The following is a 19,060-nucleotide window of genomic DNA, read 5'->3' as shown; positions in this document are numbered from 1 at the left end:
CTACAAAAAAATGAAAAAGACTGAGCAGAACCTCTACCCAGCCTCTTTACCTACTATTCTTTTGGTGCTTGAAACGGCTTTTCATCTGGATACAAACGACCTAACATTTCATCATAAGTATCATTCCCATAATCAAAACAACGACGTACACGCGAAATAGTTGCTGTACTTGCACCTGTTTCCTTTTTAATGGATTCATAGGTTTTCTTTAAACGTAATAAATGCGCAACCTCAAAGCGTTGTGCCAGCGATTGAATTTCACTAATCGTACATAAATCATCAAAAAATTTATAGCATTCTTCAATGTCTTTCAGCTCTAACACTGCTTTAAATAATTGATCTGTTTGATGCCCTCGAATTTTTTCGATTTGCATGCAATTTTCCTCCCTTTAAGGCTGCGTTTTCACCATTGCTTTTAATCCTGGTGAAGTTGGTACGAAATTAACCCAAGACTTCCCGGGTACTAGCTTCACAAGCTCCCCAGACTCTTCAACAGCCATTGGTATTCCATCAATATTAGCCCATTTAACTTCCCTCATATAGCCATTTTGAAATACATACGCATTTCCACCAGAAGTTAAATCAATTTCTTGGCGCCCCTCATTATCAATAGTTCGATGTTTCATTTCAAAAAATAGAACATTTGCAAATGATAATGTGTCACCTGTTAACATATCCTTTGTGTCAACGCCAGCCGATTGTCGTCCATAACGATTACTTTGCTTATCATATAAATACGAATTATGGAAATACTCACTATTTCCGTAGTAAATGTCAACTCGACTTGTTTCATTGCCTATTTTACCACGTTCATCGGGTTCATAAAAAGCCTCTTGTACTTTTTCACGGTAACTCATTGAAGCGCCCACTTTTTTCGCTCCGTCTACTATATTTTCAGATGTAATATACGAGTTATGTGGAGCAACACGATCTTTTGAACGTTTAAAAAGTGTACCATCATAATCCATACCATTTATATTGTCGACTACATGATTAGTAAGCATCGATTTTGCCTCTGGACTATAGCCATGTGCTACGTAAAATGCATCAAAGCCTTTCGCAAGATCAACAAAATAAGATCGAGCACTACGAACAGGCCCTATATTTTCTGGCAGCTCACTTTGATAAACTGCTAATAAACGCGTAACATCGCCTTCTGCCAGCATTTCATAAATGATATCTGCCGCTTCTATTCCCGATTGCGGACGTGCTTTCGGATGATTATTAATGGTAACAATAATTGGGCGTTGCGTAATTTCTTCCTTCACAGCTTCACCTGTTAACGGAGCAACTTTCGTTCCTTCTTGTACAGGCTCTTCAATTGCAGTCCCATCGTCAACCTTGGTCGTATCATCTTCCTTCACTTCCGATGAATCTTTGGAACATCCTCCTATCAACAAGGTACTAAAAGCCATGGCGATAAATAGTTTCTTTGATTTGAACACAAGCATTACTCTCCTTTAGTCATTACAACTGTAATTTCTGTGGCTATACCGGTAGGGAAACTTCAACTAACGCATCACTGCTGGTAATAATAACTTATTCTTCATAACATCAAAAATCCCTTTTGGCGTTATACGGATATATGGTAAATGTGTAGATTGTAAAAATAATAGTGAATAAATTGCATCCCCTAATTGGTAACCACGATCCGCTAATGCTAGTTTTAAGAACTTCTCTTTTTCTGCTAGCTCCTTAACATCTCCATCATATAAAAGACCGCCAATTGTTAAAGGAATTGCAGTAATTACTTCTCCTTTTTCAACAAGGACAATACCACCACGCATTGCCTTCATTTCTTCAAAGGCTTTGAACATATCGTCTTTATTTTTTCCGATCAGTAAAATATCGCCTGTGTTCGAATAAGAGGAGGCAAAGCCTTGAACACTAGTAGCAAAACCTTTAATCATCGTGTTAACATGCCAATTGCCCTCTCTATTAATGAGCATTAAATAACATTCATCATGATCTGCAAGCTGCCCTTCTCTAGTAATTAATGAGTTGTAGGGTTTCGTAATAACATCATTCACCATTTCAATGCCAAAAGGCATGGAGAATTGAAAATCATGAGACGTTAACGAAAAATCTAAGTCAAATGCAGGGAAAGCTGAATAATCAATTTCAGCAAGTCTTTGCACTCGCTCTCCGTCGCGTTTTAACCAAACACCCTTCGATAATACACTCTCAGGAACTGGATGCCATTCATCTTGTAAAATATTAAGAGAGGCAAATCGACCCGTTGCGATAAAGCCATGTAAGTTGGACATATTATAATATCGTGCCACATTATAAGAAGCCATTTGATAAGCATCTATTGGTGCTACACCAGCATCTAATGCTACTTGAATACATTTATCCATCACACCATCCACATGAAAAGAAGGTGTTGAGCCATCTGTTGTCATCATTAAATGATCAAAAATCGGTAGCTCTTTTTCAACTATTCCTTTTAATAAATGTGGTAAGTCTGGGCGGATTGAAGAATGACGCAGCGTTACAGCATACCCTTGCATAATACGTCGCTCTACTTCTTCCACTGTCATAGCTTCATGATCACCATCTGCACCAAGTAGCTTCATACGTGCTAAAGTTCGTTCGGATGCACCAGGGAAGTGCCCTTCAATTTTTTTCCCATAGATTTTAGCCATTTGCATCCGATAGAGCATTTGGTCATCACCATGTAACAACTTTGGCCAGCCCGTTAATTCGCCTCCAAGTAAAACATCATCTCGTTCTAGCCATTCTAAAATGGACGTGTTTGAAAAAATTTCTTCCTCCTGTTCCATTTCAGTTTGCGAATCAAAACGAGCCCACCAATAAAATGAAAACGGCAGCTTTTTCAAATTATCTAGTATTGAAAACGCTTTCTTATTTTCTAAAGATAAAAAGAAGCTTAAATTATCTGAAATGAACGTTGTCGTTCCTAGCTGTCCACAAAAATCAGCAAAAGATTGCGGATGGTATAACTGGAACGGATGAACATGTGGCTCAATATATCCTGGTACAATTGTTTTATGCGTACAATCAACCACCTCTGTCCCATCTAATAACGGAGGCATTCTATCACCAGCATAGACAATACGATCCCCTAAAATCCAAATGTTCCCTACTATCCACTGTTTGAGCATGCTATGTAAATAACGTGCATTTTTTAATACTATATCCGGTGCTTTTTTACCATCAATAACAGCTATTTGCTGACGTAATTCTGTAATTTTCCATACTGGATCCATTCTATTCGCCCCTTCCTAAATTACGTAAAATTTCATTGAGTAAATCTTACTTGAAATCACATACTACTACTGCATAAACGCTTTTTTTCATAAAATTAGTGCTTTATGTAATCATCTTGTTTCAATCGTAACACAGCACTTTCATAAAGCAAAGTGCACCCCGCTTTATTTTTTCCACAATGACTAAAGGAGGAAATATTATGATGCAAGAAACGAATTTAAGCGAAAAAAATTCCTTTTGTCGTTTTGCCATGGGGGCAAGTTTAACGGCATTTGGTATCGCTAAGATCTCAAGAAATCCTGAGTGTACGAAAGGTCGATTGATGATTGCATTTGGTGCCATGAAAATGGCTGAGGGTATCTTTAAATATTGCCCAACTAAAGCCTTACTGAGCTCCTATATGCAGAATGGTATGAATAACAGCAATAACCATAGCAATAGCAGTGGCAGTGGCAACTCTGTTATGGAAAGTATGCTCGGCGGCCAAAATTCTATGTCATCTGAACAAATCGAAAAACTCATGAAGGATTTCTCCTCTGCTATATCTGGAACTACGTCAGGATCAAACGCAACAACATCAAAGCAATCTGACGCCAGCACTTCCAATCAAAATTCCTCAGAAAGTAAAAGTTCTGCACAAAATCCTTCTTAGTCAAAGGAGCCGTCTCAATTGTATTATTGAGACGGCTCTCACCCTTTTAAATCATACGTTTGAAAACAATAAGAAGTTTCAAAGTATATATTTAATTATAGTGACCATCACCATTGCGTAAGGTTGATTTCCGTTCCGACTGGGCGCTTTCCTGGGGGCGTCCGATGAGCCGCTTCACTCGCGTTGCTCGCTCCAGGGTCTCATCTGTGACGCTAATCCCCAAGGAGTCGCCCAGTCTCCACTACAATCAACTATTGCATTGCATACGTTTTAACAAAGGGTCATCTCTAAATTAAAATATGGATCAAAATTTACTATAAATCACTCGTATCGTACTTCAATCAAGTTATACACATAGCATATATTTTAACAAATTTCGTCTAACATTTACTCAACTACTACTTAAACGTACGCCAGCCGATATCTTTACGGTAGAAGAAGTTGTCCCATTTTTCTGTTGCAATGCCTGCGTATACTTTTTCTTGTGCTTCTTTTAAAGTAGATGCCTTTGCTCCAACTAATAAAACTCGGCCACCATTCCCAACATACTTCTTATCAACAAGTTTTGTACCTGCATGGAATACTGCGTGTGAAGATGATAGAGCCTCTAAGTTAGGTAATGCATGTCCTTTTTCAACGTCCCCTGGATAACCTTCTGCAGCAATAACTACACCAAGCATCGCTTCTTCAGACCATTGCAAATCAAATGGCTTTTCATCCATCAAGGCTGTCATAAATGCACCAAAATCGGATGCCATTCGTGGTAAAACTACTTGTGTCTCTGGATCTCCAAAGCGTGCATTAAACTCAATCACTTTTGGGCCACTTTTTGTTAATATCAATCCTGCATATAAAATCCCTGTAAACGATACACCATCTGCCTCCATACCTGTCACAGTGGGTTCAACAATCGTCTTATAGGCAATATCCACTACTTCTTGAGAAATTTGAGGTACTGGCGAATAAGCTCCCATCCCACCTGTGTTTGGCCCTTTATCGCCATCATACGCACGCTTATGGTCTTGAGCAATCACCATTGGATAAATCTGACCTTTATGGACAAAGGACATAAAGGAGAATTCTTCTCCGTCCAGGAATTCTTCAATGACAACACGAGAAGATGATTCACCAAAACGTTGGTTCCCAATCATATCCTCCACAGCTTCAATCGCTTCATCTTCAGTCATTGCGACAACTACACCTTTACCAGCTGCCAAACCATCTGCCTTGATAACGATTGGCGCACCTTGCTCCTTAATATAGGCTATAGCCTTGGCTGCTTCAGTAAACGTTTCATGGGCCGCTGTTGGGATATTATATTTATTCATAATATCTTTCGCGTATGATTTACTGCTTTCGATTTGTGCTGCTATCTTTGTTGGACCAAACGCTCGTAATCCGCGAGCAGTAAAGAAATCTACTATGCCTTCAGCAAGTGGTTGCTCAGGCCCTACAAATGTTAAATCTATTGCATTTTCTTTTGCAAATTGTGCAAGACCAGCAAAATCCATCGTATCAATAGCAACGATTTCCGCATCGCCCTTCATACCATCATTACCAGGTGCTACAAATACTTTATGAACAGATGGTGAAATACTAAATTGTTTGGCGATAGCATGCTCACGACCGCCGCTTCCAATAACTAATACTTTCATTTCAGGAAATCCTCCTCTTTGTGCGTAAGACCGAGATGAGCCAACATCTCGGTCTAGTTTTTGATATTTTAGTGTTTGAAATGACGTACGCCAGTGAATACCATCGCAATGCCGTATTCATTCGCTTTATCGATTGAATCCTGATCTCTGATAGAGCCACCTGGTTGAATAATGGCTGTAATACCTGCCGCTGCAGCTGCTTCTACAGTATCGTTCATTGGGAAGAATGCATCTGATGCTAGTGCTGCACCTTGTGCTTTTTCGCCAGCTTGCTCAAAGGCGATTTTAGCTGCGCCAACACGGTTCATTTGACCAGCTCCAACTCCAAGAGTCATTTGCGAATCTGTTACAACGATAGCATTAGATTTAACGTGCTTCACAACTGCCCAGCCAAGTTGTAATGCCTCCCATTCCTGTGCTGTCGGTTCACGGTCTGTGACTACTTTAATATCTGCATTAGAAAAACCGTAGCGATCTGGTTCTTGTACAAGAAGTCCACCTTCAACTGATACAACATTGAATTTGTCTTGTTTTGCTTGTTCGAAAGGAATTGTTAATAAACGAATATTTTTCTTCTTCGTTAAAATATCAAGCGCTTCTTGAGAGAAAGTAGGCGCAATGATAATTTCTAAAAAGATATGGCTTAGTTTTTCAGCAGTTGCTGCATTTACTTCCATATTTAAAGCAATAATGCCACCGAAAATAGACGTTGAATCTGCTTCGTATGCTTTATCAAACGCTTCTTCTAATGTTGCGCCCGTTCCAACACCACAAGGGTTCATGTGCTTTACAGCTACTGCTGCAGGCATCTCAAACTCTTTGACAATCTGTAATGCTGCATTCCCATCTTGAATATTGTTGTATGATAATTCTTTACCATGTAATTGCGTAGCATAAGCTAATGAAAAATCCGAGCCTAGACGTTTTTGATAGAACGCTGCTTTTTGATGAGGATTTTCACCGTAGCGTAAGTTTTGTTTTAATTCATATGTCATTGTTAAGCTCTCTGGGAACTCTTCTTCTGTTAAGTGGTTTGATATATATGAATCATAAGCAGCTGTGTGACGGAAAACCTTTGCAGCTAACTTACGACGTGTTTCAATTGTCGTTGCACCATTAGCTTTAAGTTCCTCTAATACGTTCGCATAGTCATTGCTGTCCACAATTACCGTTACATATTGATGGTTTTTTGCTGCAGAACGTAACATTGTTGGACCGCCGATATCGATATTTTCGATCGCATCATCCAATGTTACATTAGGCTTTGAAATTGTTTCAACAAATGGGTAAAGATTGACACAAACAATCTCAATTGGCTCAATTCCATGCTCATTCATTTGCGCTTGGTGAGACGCATCGTCAAACTTTCCTAATAGTCCACCGTGAATCATTGGATTTAAAGTTTTTACACGACCATCTAAAATTTCAGGGAATTTAGTTACTTCATCTACTGCTGTTACGGCAACATTATTGTCTTGTAACATTTTTTTCGTACCACCAGTTGATAAAATTTCATAACCTAATACTACTAGTTCCTTTGCAAATTCTAAAATACCATCTTTATTGGAAACACTAATTAATGCACGTTTTGTCACAACAAAATCCTCCTAATTTTTAGAATCATCACTAAAACGTGTGGTTGATTTCCGTTCCTGCTGGGCGCTTTGTAGCTGACGCTTCGCTTTCGCGCAGAGCAGAGCTTCCTGGGGGCGTCGGGGCAACAGGATGTTGGTCACGAAGGCGTTATCACAGGACGTGATGCTCTTAGCCTTCGTTCCCCTATCGCTAATCCCCAAGGAGTCGCCCAGCCTCCACTCCAATCAACTTATTTACATAGTAGACGTTTTAACAAAAGTCATCCATAACTTTTGGTGATGAACCAATTTTCATCGTGTTTGCCACGAATATGTCTTGCTATTATTGATAGAGTAGAGTTAGGCTGTATTGTTTCATAAGACCTAACTCCTCACCACTGAATTACTTTAATAATTGCTGTAAAGCTTTTGTATATAGTTCATGCTCTTCCTTATGAATGGCCGTTTCTGTTGCCTCACGGTCACCTTCAACAACTTGAACTGCCGATTGGGCAATAATAGGCCCTGTGTCCATACCTTCATCTACAAAATGGACTGTTACCCCCGTTATCTTAACGCCATGTTCCATTGCTTGACCAATGGCATCCTTACCAGGGAAAGCCGGTAATAGTGAAGGGTGAATATTCACGATGCGCTGTGGGTATGCCGCTAGCAATACTTCACTAATTAAGCGCATATAACCTGCAAGGACAATCCATTCTACATGACGTTCATGAAGAGCCTCAATAATAGCAGTCTCGTAATCTGCCTTTGATGAAAACTCTTTTGGACTTAAAGCTAGCACTGGAATACTATAGTTCTCAGCACGTGTCACTACAAATGCGCTAGGTTTGTCTGTCACAACAAGTTCGATCTTTCCATGTAGTTCGCCACGTTCAATGGCCTCTTGAATAGCTTGAAAGTTACTGCCGCTGCCTGAAGCAAAAACGGCAATTTTAGTTGGAGCAGTCATTACACTAAACTCCCATCATGTGAGCCATTGAATACAACGCCCTCGCCTTTCACAACGCGACCAATTTTGTATGCTTTTTCACCATTTGCTTCTACTGTAGCAAGCACTTTATCTACTGCATCTGCAGGTACAGCTAACACGAAGCCAATACCCATGTTAAAGACATTATATAAATCCTTGTCTTCTAACTGTCCTTTTTCTTTTAAAAACTCAAAAATGCGTAAGACCGGCCAAGAACCTAAGTCAATTTCAGTTGCTAAACCTTTAGGCATCATACGTGGTAGGTTTTCATAAAAGCCGCCGCCAGTTACATGTGCACAGCCATGAACGTTTGCTGCTTTTAAAGCTGCAAGTACAGGTTTTGCATATAATTTTGTTGGCACTAACAAGGCTTCTCCGATAGGACCAAGATCCTCGTAGCCTTCCACAATCGAATCAACTGCGTAATGATTATCCGCAAAGACAATTTTTCGAACTAATGAGTACCCGTTTGAATGCACCCCACTAGAAGCAATCCCAACAAGTACGTCACCCTCTACGATTTGCTCACCTGTTACGATGGCTGATTTTTCACAGGCTCCTACTGCAAAACCAGCTAAATCATACTCATCTTCTTCGTAAAGACCAGGCATCTCTGCAGTTTCTCCACCGATTAATGCCGCACCAGATTGCACACAGCCATCTGCAACTCCCTTTACAATTTGCTCAATTTTCGCTGGCTCTGCCTTGCCAAGGGCTACATAATCTAAAAAGTACAATGGTTCCGCACCTTGCGCTACGATATCATTGACACACATCGCTACACAGTCCACACCAATCGTGTCGTGCTTGTCCACCATAAACGCTAGCTTTAGCTTTGTCCCAACACCATCTGTACCTGAAATAAGAACAGGTTCCTTAAGATTTAGTTCTGACAAGTCAAACATACCGCCAAAACCACCAAACGTACCCATCACACCTAGACGGTTTGTTCGTTCAACGTGAGACTTCATTCGTTTTACGGCTTCGTAGCCTGCTTCAATATTTACACCTGCTTGTTCATATGCTTTTGACACGCAGAGTTCCTCCTTATCATCCAAATCGACTTGGCACATGTGCCATCATTACTAGTTGTGTTTAGATGTTTTTCTTAACGTAATAGTTCTTTTTCATGTGGTAAAATCGTATCTGGGAAAATTTCTGTTGGATATTTACCCGTAAAGCATGCTAAGCATAATCCGCGATTTTCATCTTCATATGGTCTAGCAATCGTCTCTACCATGCCTTCAACTGAAAGGAATGTTAATGAATCTGCTCCTATAGCATCGCGGATTTCATCTACACTGTGACTAGATGCAATCAATTCTTCATGTGTTGAAGTATCAATCCCGTAATAGCAAGGATCCGTCATCGGTGGTGAAGAAATCACAACATGCACTTCAGTTGCTCCTGCATCTTTTAACATTTTTACAATACGTCTTGAAGTTGTACCGCGAACGATTGAATCGTCCACCATCACTACTCGTTTACCTTTGACAACTTGAACAACTGGAGAAAGTTTCATTTTCACACCGCGTTCACGTAATTCCTGTGTCGGTTGGATAAATGTACGACCTACATAACGGTTTTTTATAAGACCTAGCTCATACGGAATACCGCTTTCCTCTGCAAAGCCGATTGCTGCTGAAATACTTGAGTCAGGGACACCTGTTACAACGTCAGCTTCAATATGTGCACATTCACGAGCAAGCTGTTTGCCCATACGCTTACGAGCCATGTGGACGTTAATACCATCAATATCAGAATCAGGTCGTGCTAAATAAACATACTCCATCGCGCACATTGCACGTTTATCCATTTCTACAAAACGATCAGATTTTACACCTTCATCGTTAATAATTAATAATTCACCCGGTTCAACAGATCGAACAAATTCTGCACCTATTAAATCAAATGCACAAGTTTCAGAGGCAACAACCCAACCATCTCCTAGCTTTCCAAGAGATAATGGACGTAAACCATGTGGATCACGTGCGACAAGCATTTCATCTTTAGTCATAATTAAGAACGAGTAAGCACCCTTTAATAACGAGAGGGCATTTTTCACCTTTGCACGGAATGGTGAATGCGAGCTTTTCTTAATAAGATGTGCTAGTACTTCAGTATCGGAGCTAGAATGGAAAATACTACCTTGGCGCTCTAAGTACTGTTTTAAGTGCGTTGCATTGACTAAATTACCGTTATGAGCAATTGAAAGGCTACCAGTTGACGAGTGGAATAATAACGGCTGTACATTTTCAATACCGCCTCCTCCAGCAGTCGTATAACGGACATGGGCAATTGCTGCTTTTCCGTCCACTGCCTTTAATTTCTCTTCGTTGAAAACATCATTAACTAGTCCTTCGCCTTTCACCGCGCGAAGATGCTGGCCGTCAGAAACGACGATTCCAGCGCCTTCTTGGCCACGGTGTTGAAGAGCATGAAGCCCGTAATAACTAAGGTGTGCTGGATTCGGGTTGCCCCAAATACCAAACACCCCACATTCTTCGTTTAAGCCTCTGAGTTCAGCAAGCATGGGATTGCTCCTTTCCAATTAGAACGGAATTCCTCCACTGTACCTTCTACAAGCACACCGTTGTCACCGTTGATTTTAACAAGCGCATCGTTTGTTACGACACCAATTTTCTTTGCGTCTTTTACAATTTCTACAAATGCAGCTGCATTTTCTTCTTTCACTGTTACAACGAAGCGAGATTGTGTTTCACTGAATAATGCTGTTGTAGCAGAGCCTGTTAATGTCACATCAAGACCTAAACCATTAGCGCCAAATGTTGTTTCGGCAAGCGCCACCGCAAGACCACCTTCTGCTACATCATGTGCAGATTGTACGATTCCTGCTTTAATTGCTGTAAGTAAAGCTTGTTGACGTGCAGCTTCAATCTGTAGATCAATAGCTGGTGCTTTCCCTGAAATAACCCCGTTGTTTACTAATTTTTGAAGCTCCGAGCCACCGAATTCAGTGTTTGTATCACCGATCACAAATACTACATCCCCACTAGCTTTTACTTCTTGAGTTGTCACATGTGCTAAATCTTCAATTAGTCCCACCATACCGATGGTTGGTGTTGGGTAAACCGCTTCACCAGAACGCTCATTATAAAGAGATACGTTACCACCGATTACTGGTGAATTCAGTGCAGTACAAGCCGCTGAAATACCATCAGCTGATTTTTCAATTTGCCAGAAGATTTCTGGTTTCTCAGGATTACCAAAGTTTAGGCAGTCAGTAATCGCTAATGGTGTACCTCCAGTTGCTACGATGTTACGGGCTGCCTCAGCTACTGCAATGGCACCGCCTACCTCTGGATCTAGGAAAATATAACGAGAGTTACAATCAGTAGTCATCGCTAATCCTTTGTTCGTACCACGTACGCGGATAACGGCTGCATCAGAACCTGGTGCAACGACTGTTGATGTACGTACTTGATAATCATATTGATCGTAAACCCACTCTTTTGAAGCAACTGTTGGCGCTTTTAAAAGTGCATTTAATGTTTCTTTGTAATCAGTTACCTCTGGTTCTGTATTTTCCATCGCCTGGAATTCAGCGTAGTAAGCAGGTTCTGCTGATGGCTTGTGATAAACTGGTGCATCTTCTGCAAGTGCATCAGCAGGTACTTCAGCTACAACTTCACCATTATGTAAAAGGCGTAGCATTTTATCATCCGTCACGCGACCAATTGCCACCGCATCTAAATCATATTTATCGAAAATCGCTTTAATTTCATCTTCGCGACCTTTTTTCACAACAAGTAACATACGCTCCTGAGATTCAGATAACATCATTTCATAGGCTGTCATGCCTGTCTCACGTTGAGGTACTAAATCTAAGTTCATTTCTACACCAGAGCCAGCCTTAGAAGCCATTTCTGCTGATGAAGAAGTAAGACCAGCTGCACCCATATCTTGAATACCTACTAGAGCGTCAGATTTTACAACTTCTAAACATGCTTCAAGTAAAAGTTTCTCCATAAATGGATCTCCTACTTGTACTGCTGGACGTTGGTTATCAGATTCTTCTGTTAACTCCTCAGATGCAAATGTTGCACCATGGATTCCGTCACGACCTGTTTTAGCGCCAACATACATGACTGTATTTCCTACACCAGCTGCGATTCCACGTTGAATATCTTTGTGATCAATTAAACCTACACACATTGCATTCACTAGTGGATTGCCTTCATAACAAGGATCGAATTGAATCTCGCCACCTACTGTAGGAATTCCGATACAGTTACCGTAACCTGCGATACCAGCAACGACTTCTTCAAATAAATATTTTCCACGCGCTGATTTTAATTCGCCAAAGCGGAGTGAGTTCAGCATCGCAATTGGACGTGCTCCCATTGAGAAAACATCGCGGATAATACCACCAACACCTGTAGCAGCACCTTGATAAGGTTCAATTGCTGAAGGGTGGTTATGGGATTCCATTTTAAATACAACGGCTTGTTCATCACCAATATCGACGATACCAGCACCTTCACCTGGACCTTGTAAAACTTGTGGACCCTTAGTAGGGAATTTACGTAACACTGGTTTTGAATTTTTGTATGAGCAGTGCTCAGACCACATTACCGAGAAAAGACCCGTCTCTGTCCAGTTCGGAAGACGTCCAATAATACCTTCTACCATTGCAAATTCTTCGTCTGACATCCCCATACCAGCGTATAACTTCTGATCTTTAATTTGCTGTGCTGTTGGCTCAAACTTAGTTGTTGACATGATTTTCCCTCCACTGCTTCACAATTGATTTAAATACTGCTAGACCGTCTGCTCCGCCCACCAGTGCATCAACAGCTCGCTCTGGGTGAGGCATCATACCTAGTACATTGCCGCGCTCGTTTATAATCCCTGCGATATCTTCTAAAGAACCGTTTGGATTTTCGCCTGAGTATGTAAACACGATTTGATTGTTATCTTTTAATTGTTGTAAAGTTTCCTCGTCACAGTAGTAGTTACCTTCACCATGCGCAATTGGAATATTGATCATTTGACCTTGCTCATATTGGTTTGTGAATAAGGTATTATTGTTTTCAACTTTAAGTTGGATTGTACGGCACATGAATTTCAAATTTTTGTTACGAAGTAATGCACCTGGTAACAAACCCGCTTCAGTTAATATTTGGAATCCATTACAAACGCCTAATACTGGCTTACCTGCATCTGCTGCCTTCTTGACCTCTGCCATAATATTAGATTGGTTTGCCATCGCACCACATCGAAGGTAATCCCCATATGAGAAGCCTCCCGGTACTAAAATGCCATCAAAGTCACTTAAATCTGTTGCTGTATGCCATACATATTCTACTTCTTCACCTAGCTCGTCTTTAATCGCATGATACATATCGATATCACAGTTTGACCCAGGGAAAACGAGTACTGCGAATTTCATGATTAGTTAGCCTCCTCGACTTCGTAACGATAGTCTTCGATTACAACGTTAGTTAAAACCTTTTCACACATTTCTTTTACTAGAGTATCAATATCACGTTCTGTATCTTTAATAGTTAGTTCAAGATATTTACCGATACGTAAATCTTCTACTTCAGCGTAACCCATGTTCACTAAAGAACCTTGTACTGCTGAACCTTGTGGATCAAGAATGCTCTCACGTAATGTTACGTAAATTTTAACTTTTTTCATTGTTATTTGCCTCCGAGTCTAGAAAGTATAATAGTATAAACTTCAGTTAAATTACCAAGGTCTCTACGAAAGACATCCTTGTCTAACTTTTGCTTTGTAGTTGCATCCCAAAGTCTGCATGTATCTGGTGAGATTTCATCTGCCAGTAGTACATTTCCGTCATTGTCACGTCCAAACTCTAATTTAAAATCAATGAGTGTAACGTTGACATCCGCAAATATAGGCTCCAACACTTTGTTCACTGCAAGTGCACCCTCATAAATGGCTGTCACTTCCTCTGGTGTTGCAAGATCAAGTACGTCAATATGCTCCGTCGTAATGAGCGGATCGCCTAGTTCATCGTCTTTAAAATAAAACTCAACGATCGGACGTTTTAATGGTGTACCTTCTTCTAAGCCAAGGCGTTTCGCTAAGCTGCCTGCCGCTATATTACGAACAACAACCTCAATTGGAATAATCTCTACCTTTTTCACAAGCTGTTGCGTATCAGATAATTGTTTTACGAAATGTGACGCAATTCCGTTTGCTTGTAATTTTTCGAAAATTACAGAAGTGATGCGGTTATTTAATATGCCTTTGCCTTCAATTTCTTCTTTTTTCTCACCATTAAACGCTGTTGCACTATCCTTGTATTCAACGAGTAACACATTTGGTTCCTCTGTTGTATACAATTTTTTTGCTTTACCTTCATACAAAAGTTGACCTTCAGTCATTTCGTTACTCCCCCTGATATTATGAAATACACGCGTATTGTTCAGAATTGAATCGTACGTATACGATTCAATTCTGCAACATCCGCTAGTGACTCTATTCCATCAATTTAGCTTAGTTAAGTCCAAGACGTTCAAAAATCATATCTACATGCTGTAAATGGTAGTTGTAGTCAAAGCACTCATCTAGCTCTTCTTTCGTTAAATACGATGTAATTTTTTCACTTGCATCGACTAACGTACGGAACTGAACTTGCTCGTCCCACGCCTGCATCGCTAAAGGTTGTACTGTATCATACGCTTCCTCACGCACTAACCCTTTATCGATAAGTGCTAATAAGATACGTTGAGAGTAAATTAGACCAAAAGTGCGACCCATATTACGTTTCATGTTTTCAGGGAATACTGTTAAGTTTTTCACAATGTTACCGAAGCGATTTAACATATAGTTAAGTGTAATCGTTGCATCCGGTAAAATAACGCGCTCAGCAGATGAATGTGAAATATCACGCTCATGCCATAATGCTACGTTTTCATAAGCTGTTACCATATAGCCACGCATTAATCGTGACATACCAACCATGTTTTCAGATCCGATTGGATTACGTTTATGAGGCATCGCTGACGAGCCTTTTTGTCCTTTTGCAAATGCTTCCTCAACTTCACGTGTTTCAGATTTTTGCAAGCCACGAATCTCTGTTGCAAATTTCTCTATTGAAGTTGCGATTAATGCCAACGCTCCTAAATATTGAGCATGGCGATCACGTTGTAAGGTTTGTGTTGAAATAGGAGACGCTGTAAGTCCTAATTTATCGCATACATATTGCTCAACTCGAGGGTCAATATTGGCATATGTTCCAACTGCTCCAGACATTTTTCCTGTTTCAATTACTTTTGCCGCTGCATCAAAGCGTTCTAGGTTACGCTTCATTTCTTCATACCATAAACCTAGTTTTAAACCGAAAGTTGTTGGCTCAGCATGAACACCATGTGTACGTCCCATCATAACTGTATGCTTATGCTCTTTCGCTTTAGCAGCAATAATATCAATGAAATTCACGATGTCTTTACGTAAAATATCATTCGCTTGTTTAATCAAATAAGAAAGGGCTGTATCAACTACGTCCGTAGAAGTTAAACCATAGTGTACCCATTTGCGCTCTTCACCAAGTGTTTCAGAAACGGCACGAGTAAATGCAACTACATCATGACGTGTTTCTTTTTCAATCTCTAAAATACGATTAACGTCAAATGAAGCATTTTCACGAATTTTAGCTACATCCTCTTTCGGAATGTCTCCAATTTCTGCCCAAGCTTCACATGCTAAAATTTCAACTTCTAGCCAAGCTTGATATTTATTTTGTTCTGTCCAAATTGCGCCCATTTCGGGTCTTGTGTAACGTTCGATCATTGCGTTTCTCCTTCTATTCTGACCAAATGCCAGAACTCTCGATTTGTTGTAGTGTTTCCTCTAAGTTTTTTGTCATAATCGTTACGTGGCCCATCTTACGGTTCACCTTAGCTTCAGCTTTCCCATAAAGATGTATAGACCATTCAGGATATTTAGCAATTGAGTTACTAAGTGGCATGACATGCTGCCCTAAAACATTAACCATTATAGATGGTGCCCAAAGTTGTGGTTTACGTAATGGCCAACCACAAACAGCGCGTATATGCTGATGGAACTGTGAAACATTACATGCTTCTATTGAATAGTGACCTGAATTATGAGGTCTTGGTGCTAATTCATTAATAACAATTCCACCATCTTCTAACACAAACATTTCTACAGCTAATGTCCCTACTAAATCCAAGTAGTCAGCAATTTTTCTTGCTTCACGCTCTGCAGCTTTTGCTGTTTCCTCTTTTATACGAGCTGGAACAATCGTTTCATGTAAAATATGATGCACATGAATATTTTCTCCAACTGGCTGACAATATGATTCACCATTACCGTTTCTTTGGACAATGACGGACACCTCTTTAGCGAAAGGCACAAATCCCTCAACAATACATTGCGAATGAGAGAAAAGCTCCTTTGCCAACGATAGGTCTTCGGCAGATTTTAAAAGCTGCTGCCCCTTGCCATCGTAACCACCTCTTGCTGTTTTGACTATACAAGGATAACCAATCCTATCGATATTGGCTAGTAATTCTTCATATGTATTTACAACCAAATAAGGGGCTACTGGACAACCTGCATTCACAATTGCTTCTTTCTCAGTCACACGGTTCTGTGTGATGCGTACAAGCTCTGCTCCTTGTGGAACGTAAGCCATTTGTGTTAAACGTTTTAAGCCATCATAATCGATATTTTCAAACTCATACGTTATAACATCACTAACCTCTGCAAGCTCCTCTAAAGCTGCTTCATCATCATATGGTGCTACAATACGTACATCCGCAACCTGTCCACATGGTGAATCCATTGATGGTTCAAGAACGGCAACTTTAAAGCCTGCCTCTTTAGCAGCAAGTGCCATCATACGGCCAAGTTGCCCTCCCCCGATAATGCCTATCATCTGCCCTGGATAAATTATCTTTGTCACACTAAGTCACCTGTGCTTTCCAGTACTTGTTGTTTTGTGGCTTCACGTCGAGCATCTAATTTTTTTGCAAGCTGTGCATCTGTTGTCGATAAAATTTGCGCTGCTAGCAAACCTGCATTTGTCGCTCCCGCTTTGCCAATCGCTACTGTTGCTACAGGTACACCACCAGGCATTTGAACGATTGATAATAAAGAATCAAGACCGTTAAGAGCACGGGATTGCACAGGTACACCGATTACCGGTAGCGTTGTTTTAGCTGCTACCATTCCAGGTAAATGCGCAGCTCCACCTGCACCAGCAATAATAACTTGAATACCTCGCTCACGTGCTGATTCTGCATACTCGAACATTAAATCTGGAGTACGATGTGCAGACACAACCTTTTTCTCGTACGGTACTTGTAATTCATCTAAAATATCACATGCATGTTTCATTGTTTCCCAGTCACTTGAACTCCCCATAATGACACCGATTTTCGGATTCATGATTGTCGCTCCTTTTTAACGTTAGAAAAATGATCTAATATTGTGCAAGCCTCTATTCCTCATATAGCTACTACAATTCTTTTATAACAAAGAAAGTCCCCAAATAAACTACTCCCTACCATACACGTGAAAGCAGCTTACTTGAGGACTTATTATGAAAAGAATATGCAAATGTACATTTCTGCACATACACCTTCCCGTAACATGCCAAAAGTGCTTTCCCGCATAGTCCAGCATTTACGGTGCTGGGTAGAGACACTAGAGCCAATCCTCTAGCATATATGTGGGATTTATTTGTTTTTCCTTCTCACATTTTAACAAGTCATTCCTCTATCGTCAATGCAAAAATGCGAACATTTTATTTTAGCTATTTATAAACGTTCGGATTTCGGTCAAATTTACTCGAATTCTTGCCATAACATGGCTTTGAATTGTATTTTTTGACGTAAATACGTTGGTTCTCCATTGACTAAGTGGAAAATCGGTTCTTCTTTTCTTCCCACTGCCATATAACCATCTCGACGCATTCTTGCCAAACAATCTTCAATTGTCTCGTTTTCTTCTACTTCATACCAAATTTGCTTTTTTCCCAAATCTTTCTTCCTTTCGATCTTATATCCAAAATTTTTTCTTCATTTGAGTTTCATTATACCTTTTATATCTATGATTTATTAATAAAATATTTTTCACATAGCGTGAGGTTAATTTCCGTTCCGTCTGGGTGCTTTCCTGGGGCATTGGACAACAAATGTTTTTTGCGCAAAAACGTAGTGCTTACGAAGCAGCAGCAATGTGTTTCGTTTGCGCGAAAGCGTAGCGACAGCGGCAATGTGTTTTGTCTGTGTGAAAGGGTAGTAGCAACAACATCACGTTTTTTTCTGTACGAAGACGAAACAGCAACAGGATGCAGGTCAGTTAGCCTAAAATCCTATGCGAACGCCTTTCCGATTCCGTGACATTAGCGGAAGTTTTAACTTCTTTCTGAAGAAGCTAAAAAGGAATTATATCTTATTGTTACAAATCGAAGACATATTAAAAGAACTGCAGAAAAATATAAACGCTGCAGTTCTTTATTAAGGATTTTAAAACCCGAAGATTCCCATTAAATATGCACCAAGGAATAGGATCATTAAAAAAGCATTGAGCACAATCAAGACCATACGGATATCACCTTTTAAGCCAAAAATTGCGCTAATTATTCCTAGTCCTCCTAATACAAATGGCGTAAAAATACTTAGCTCGCAAAGGAAATTAAAAAAAATACCATACCATTTTGATGTATCATAGCCAAACATTAAAAATGTAATCAAGAAGGATATGATGGATATAGTAGAAAAGAGATTACGCCTCATTTTTAATTCCCCCATTAATCAACGACCATCATGTATATGGTTAGGCAATTGTACCATTTTTTTATTTTTCTATAAAATAAAAAAAGCCGAGGAATAAATCCTCGACTTTTTCAGGTGCCTAGCGACGTCCTACTCTCACAGGGGGAAGCCCCCAACTACCATCGGCGCTAAAGAGCTTAACTTCCGTGTTC

General features: G+C 40.1%; 18 protein-coding genes, 1 rRNA gene and 1 riboswitch. Of the genes, 1 reads left to right on the top strand and 18 read right to left on the bottom strand.

Annotation, left to right across the window (positions count from 1 at the left end):
• Window positions 1-53 precede the first annotated feature (53 nt).
• The 3 genes from MOK21_RS18635 to MOK21_RS18625 all read right to left on the bottom strand — a co-directional run bounded on the left by MOK21_RS18635 (window position 54) and on the right by MOK21_RS18625 (window position 3,233).
• On the bottom strand, window positions 54-374 hold the full coding sequence (locus MOK21_RS18635; RefSeq protein WP_004225717.1) for a YerC/YecD family TrpR-related protein: 321 nt from the start codon (window positions 372-374) through the stop codon (window positions 54-56).
• A gap of 15 nt (window positions 375-389) precedes the next feature.
• On the bottom strand, window positions 390-1,445 hold the full coding sequence (locus tag MOK21_RS18630; protein ID WP_249075458.1) for a DUF3048 domain-containing protein: 1,056 nt from the start codon (window positions 1,443-1,445) through the stop codon (window positions 390-392).
• A 66-nt stretch (window positions 1,446-1,511) separates the two neighbouring features.
• A complete protein-coding gene (locus MOK21_RS18625; protein ID WP_249075457.1) occupies window positions 1,512-3,233 on the bottom strand; it encodes an adenine deaminase C-terminal domain-containing protein in 1,722 nt (573 codons plus the stop codon).
• Window positions 3,234-3,433: 200 nt separating this feature from the next.
• Between MOK21_RS18625 and MOK21_RS18620 the strand changes: the two genes are divergently transcribed.
• Window positions 3,434-3,886: a YgaP-like transmembrane domain gene (locus MOK21_RS18620; protein WP_249075456.1), complete on the top strand. Its 453-nt coding sequence runs from the start codon at window positions 3,434-3,436 to the stop codon at window positions 3,884-3,886.
• 398 nt (window positions 3,887-4,284) lie between these two features.
• On the opposite strand, the gene purD is transcribed toward MOK21_RS18620, so the two are convergent.
• The 15 genes from purD to rrf form a co-directional block, all read right to left on the bottom strand.
• Window positions 4,285-5,541, bottom strand: coding sequence for a phosphoribosylamine--glycine ligase (purD, locus tag MOK21_RS18615; RefSeq protein ID WP_249075455.1), 1,257 nt, complete (start codon window positions 5,539-5,541; stop codon window positions 4,285-4,287).
• 68 nt (window positions 5,542-5,609) lie between these two features.
• The gene (purH, locus tag MOK21_RS18610) at window positions 5,610-7,136 is read right to left on the bottom strand and encodes a bifunctional phosphoribosylaminoimidazolecarboxamide formyltransferase/IMP cyclohydrolase (RefSeq protein ID WP_249075454.1); all 1,527 of its coding nucleotides are present in this window, start codon (window positions 7,134-7,136) and stop codon (window positions 5,610-5,612) included.
• 382 nt (window positions 7,137-7,518) lie between these two features.
• Window positions 7,519-8,088 (bottom strand): phosphoribosylglycinamide formyltransferase, encoded by a 570-nt coding sequence (gene purN, locus MOK21_RS18605; protein WP_249075453.1) that lies wholly within the window; start codon window positions 8,086-8,088, stop codon window positions 7,519-7,521.
• Window positions 8,088-9,143, bottom strand: coding sequence for a phosphoribosylformylglycinamidine cyclo-ligase (gene purM / locus MOK21_RS18600; protein ID WP_249075452.1), 1,056 nt, complete (start codon window positions 9,141-9,143; stop codon window positions 8,088-8,090). The genes purN and purM overlap by 1 nt, the downstream gene beginning before the upstream one ends.
• A 74-nt stretch (window positions 9,144-9,217) precedes the next feature.
• Window positions 9,218-10,642, bottom strand: a complete 1,425-nt coding sequence (gene purF, locus MOK21_RS18595; protein ID WP_249075451.1) for an amidophosphoribosyltransferase — start codon at window positions 10,640-10,642, stop codon at window positions 9,218-9,220.
• The gene (gene purL, locus MOK21_RS18590) at window positions 10,618-12,852 is read right to left on the bottom strand and encodes a phosphoribosylformylglycinamidine synthase subunit PurL (RefSeq protein WP_249075450.1); all 2,235 of its coding nucleotides are present in this window, start codon (window positions 12,850-12,852) and stop codon (window positions 10,618-10,620) included. Before purL ends, purF begins: the two co-directional genes overlap by 25 nt.
• Window positions 12,839-13,522 carry a phosphoribosylformylglycinamidine synthase subunit PurQ gene (purQ, locus tag MOK21_RS18585; RefSeq protein WP_249075449.1) on the bottom strand — a complete coding sequence of 228 codons (684 nt, stop codon included), beginning with the start codon at window positions 13,520-13,522 and terminating at the stop codon, window positions 12,839-12,841. Before purQ ends, purL begins: the two co-directional genes overlap by 14 nt.
• Window positions 13,523-13,524: 2 nt before the next feature.
• Window positions 13,525-13,773, bottom strand: a complete 249-nt coding sequence (gene purS / locus MOK21_RS18580; RefSeq protein WP_068986390.1) for a phosphoribosylformylglycinamidine synthase subunit PurS — start codon at window positions 13,771-13,773, stop codon at window positions 13,525-13,527.
• Window positions 13,774-13,775: 2 nt separating this feature from the next.
• On the bottom strand, window positions 13,776-14,486 hold the full coding sequence (purC, locus tag MOK21_RS18575; protein WP_249075448.1) for a phosphoribosylaminoimidazolesuccinocarboxamide synthase: 711 nt from the start codon (window positions 14,484-14,486) through the stop codon (window positions 13,776-13,778).
• A gap of 112 nt (window positions 14,487-14,598) precedes the next feature.
• A complete protein-coding gene (purB, locus tag MOK21_RS18570; protein ID WP_249075447.1) occupies window positions 14,599-15,894 on the bottom strand; it encodes an adenylosuccinate lyase in 1,296 nt (431 codons plus the stop codon).
• A 13-nt stretch (window positions 15,895-15,907) separates the two neighbouring features.
• Window positions 15,908-17,032, bottom strand: a complete 1,125-nt coding sequence (gene purK, locus MOK21_RS18565) for a 5-(carboxyamino)imidazole ribonucleotide synthase (protein WP_249075446.1) — start codon at window positions 17,030-17,032, stop codon at window positions 15,908-15,910.
• Window positions 17,029-17,517, bottom strand: coding sequence for a 5-(carboxyamino)imidazole ribonucleotide mutase (gene purE, locus MOK21_RS18560; RefSeq protein WP_249075445.1), 489 nt, complete (start codon window positions 17,515-17,517; stop codon window positions 17,029-17,031). Before purE ends, purK begins: the two co-directional genes overlap by 4 nt.
• A gap of 206 nt (window positions 17,518-17,723) precedes the next feature.
• Window positions 17,724-17,822, bottom strand: a riboswitch (purine riboswitch).
• A 93-nt stretch (window positions 17,823-17,915) separates the two neighbouring features.
• Window positions 17,916-18,110, bottom strand: a complete 195-nt coding sequence (locus MOK21_RS18555) for an NETI motif-containing protein (RefSeq protein ID WP_249075444.1) — start codon at window positions 18,108-18,110, stop codon at window positions 17,916-17,918.
• A gap of 489 nt (window positions 18,111-18,599) precedes the next feature.
• On the bottom strand, window positions 18,600-18,869 hold the full coding sequence (locus tag MOK21_RS18550; protein ID WP_249075443.1) for a hypothetical protein: 270 nt from the start codon (window positions 18,867-18,869) through the stop codon (window positions 18,600-18,602).
• Between the two features lie 116 nt (window positions 18,870-18,985).
• A 5S ribosomal RNA gene (gene rrf, locus MOK21_RS24065) occupies window positions 18,986-19,060 on the bottom strand; the annotation flags it as partial.

This window comes from Lysinibacillus sp. BPa_S21 (genome assembly GCF_023337795.1).
Classification (GTDB): Bacteria; Bacillota; Bacilli; order Bacillales_A; family Planococcaceae; genus Lysinibacillus.
Note: the sequence above shows the minus strand (reverse complement) of the source record. Positions and strands in the feature narration are given on the sequence as shown.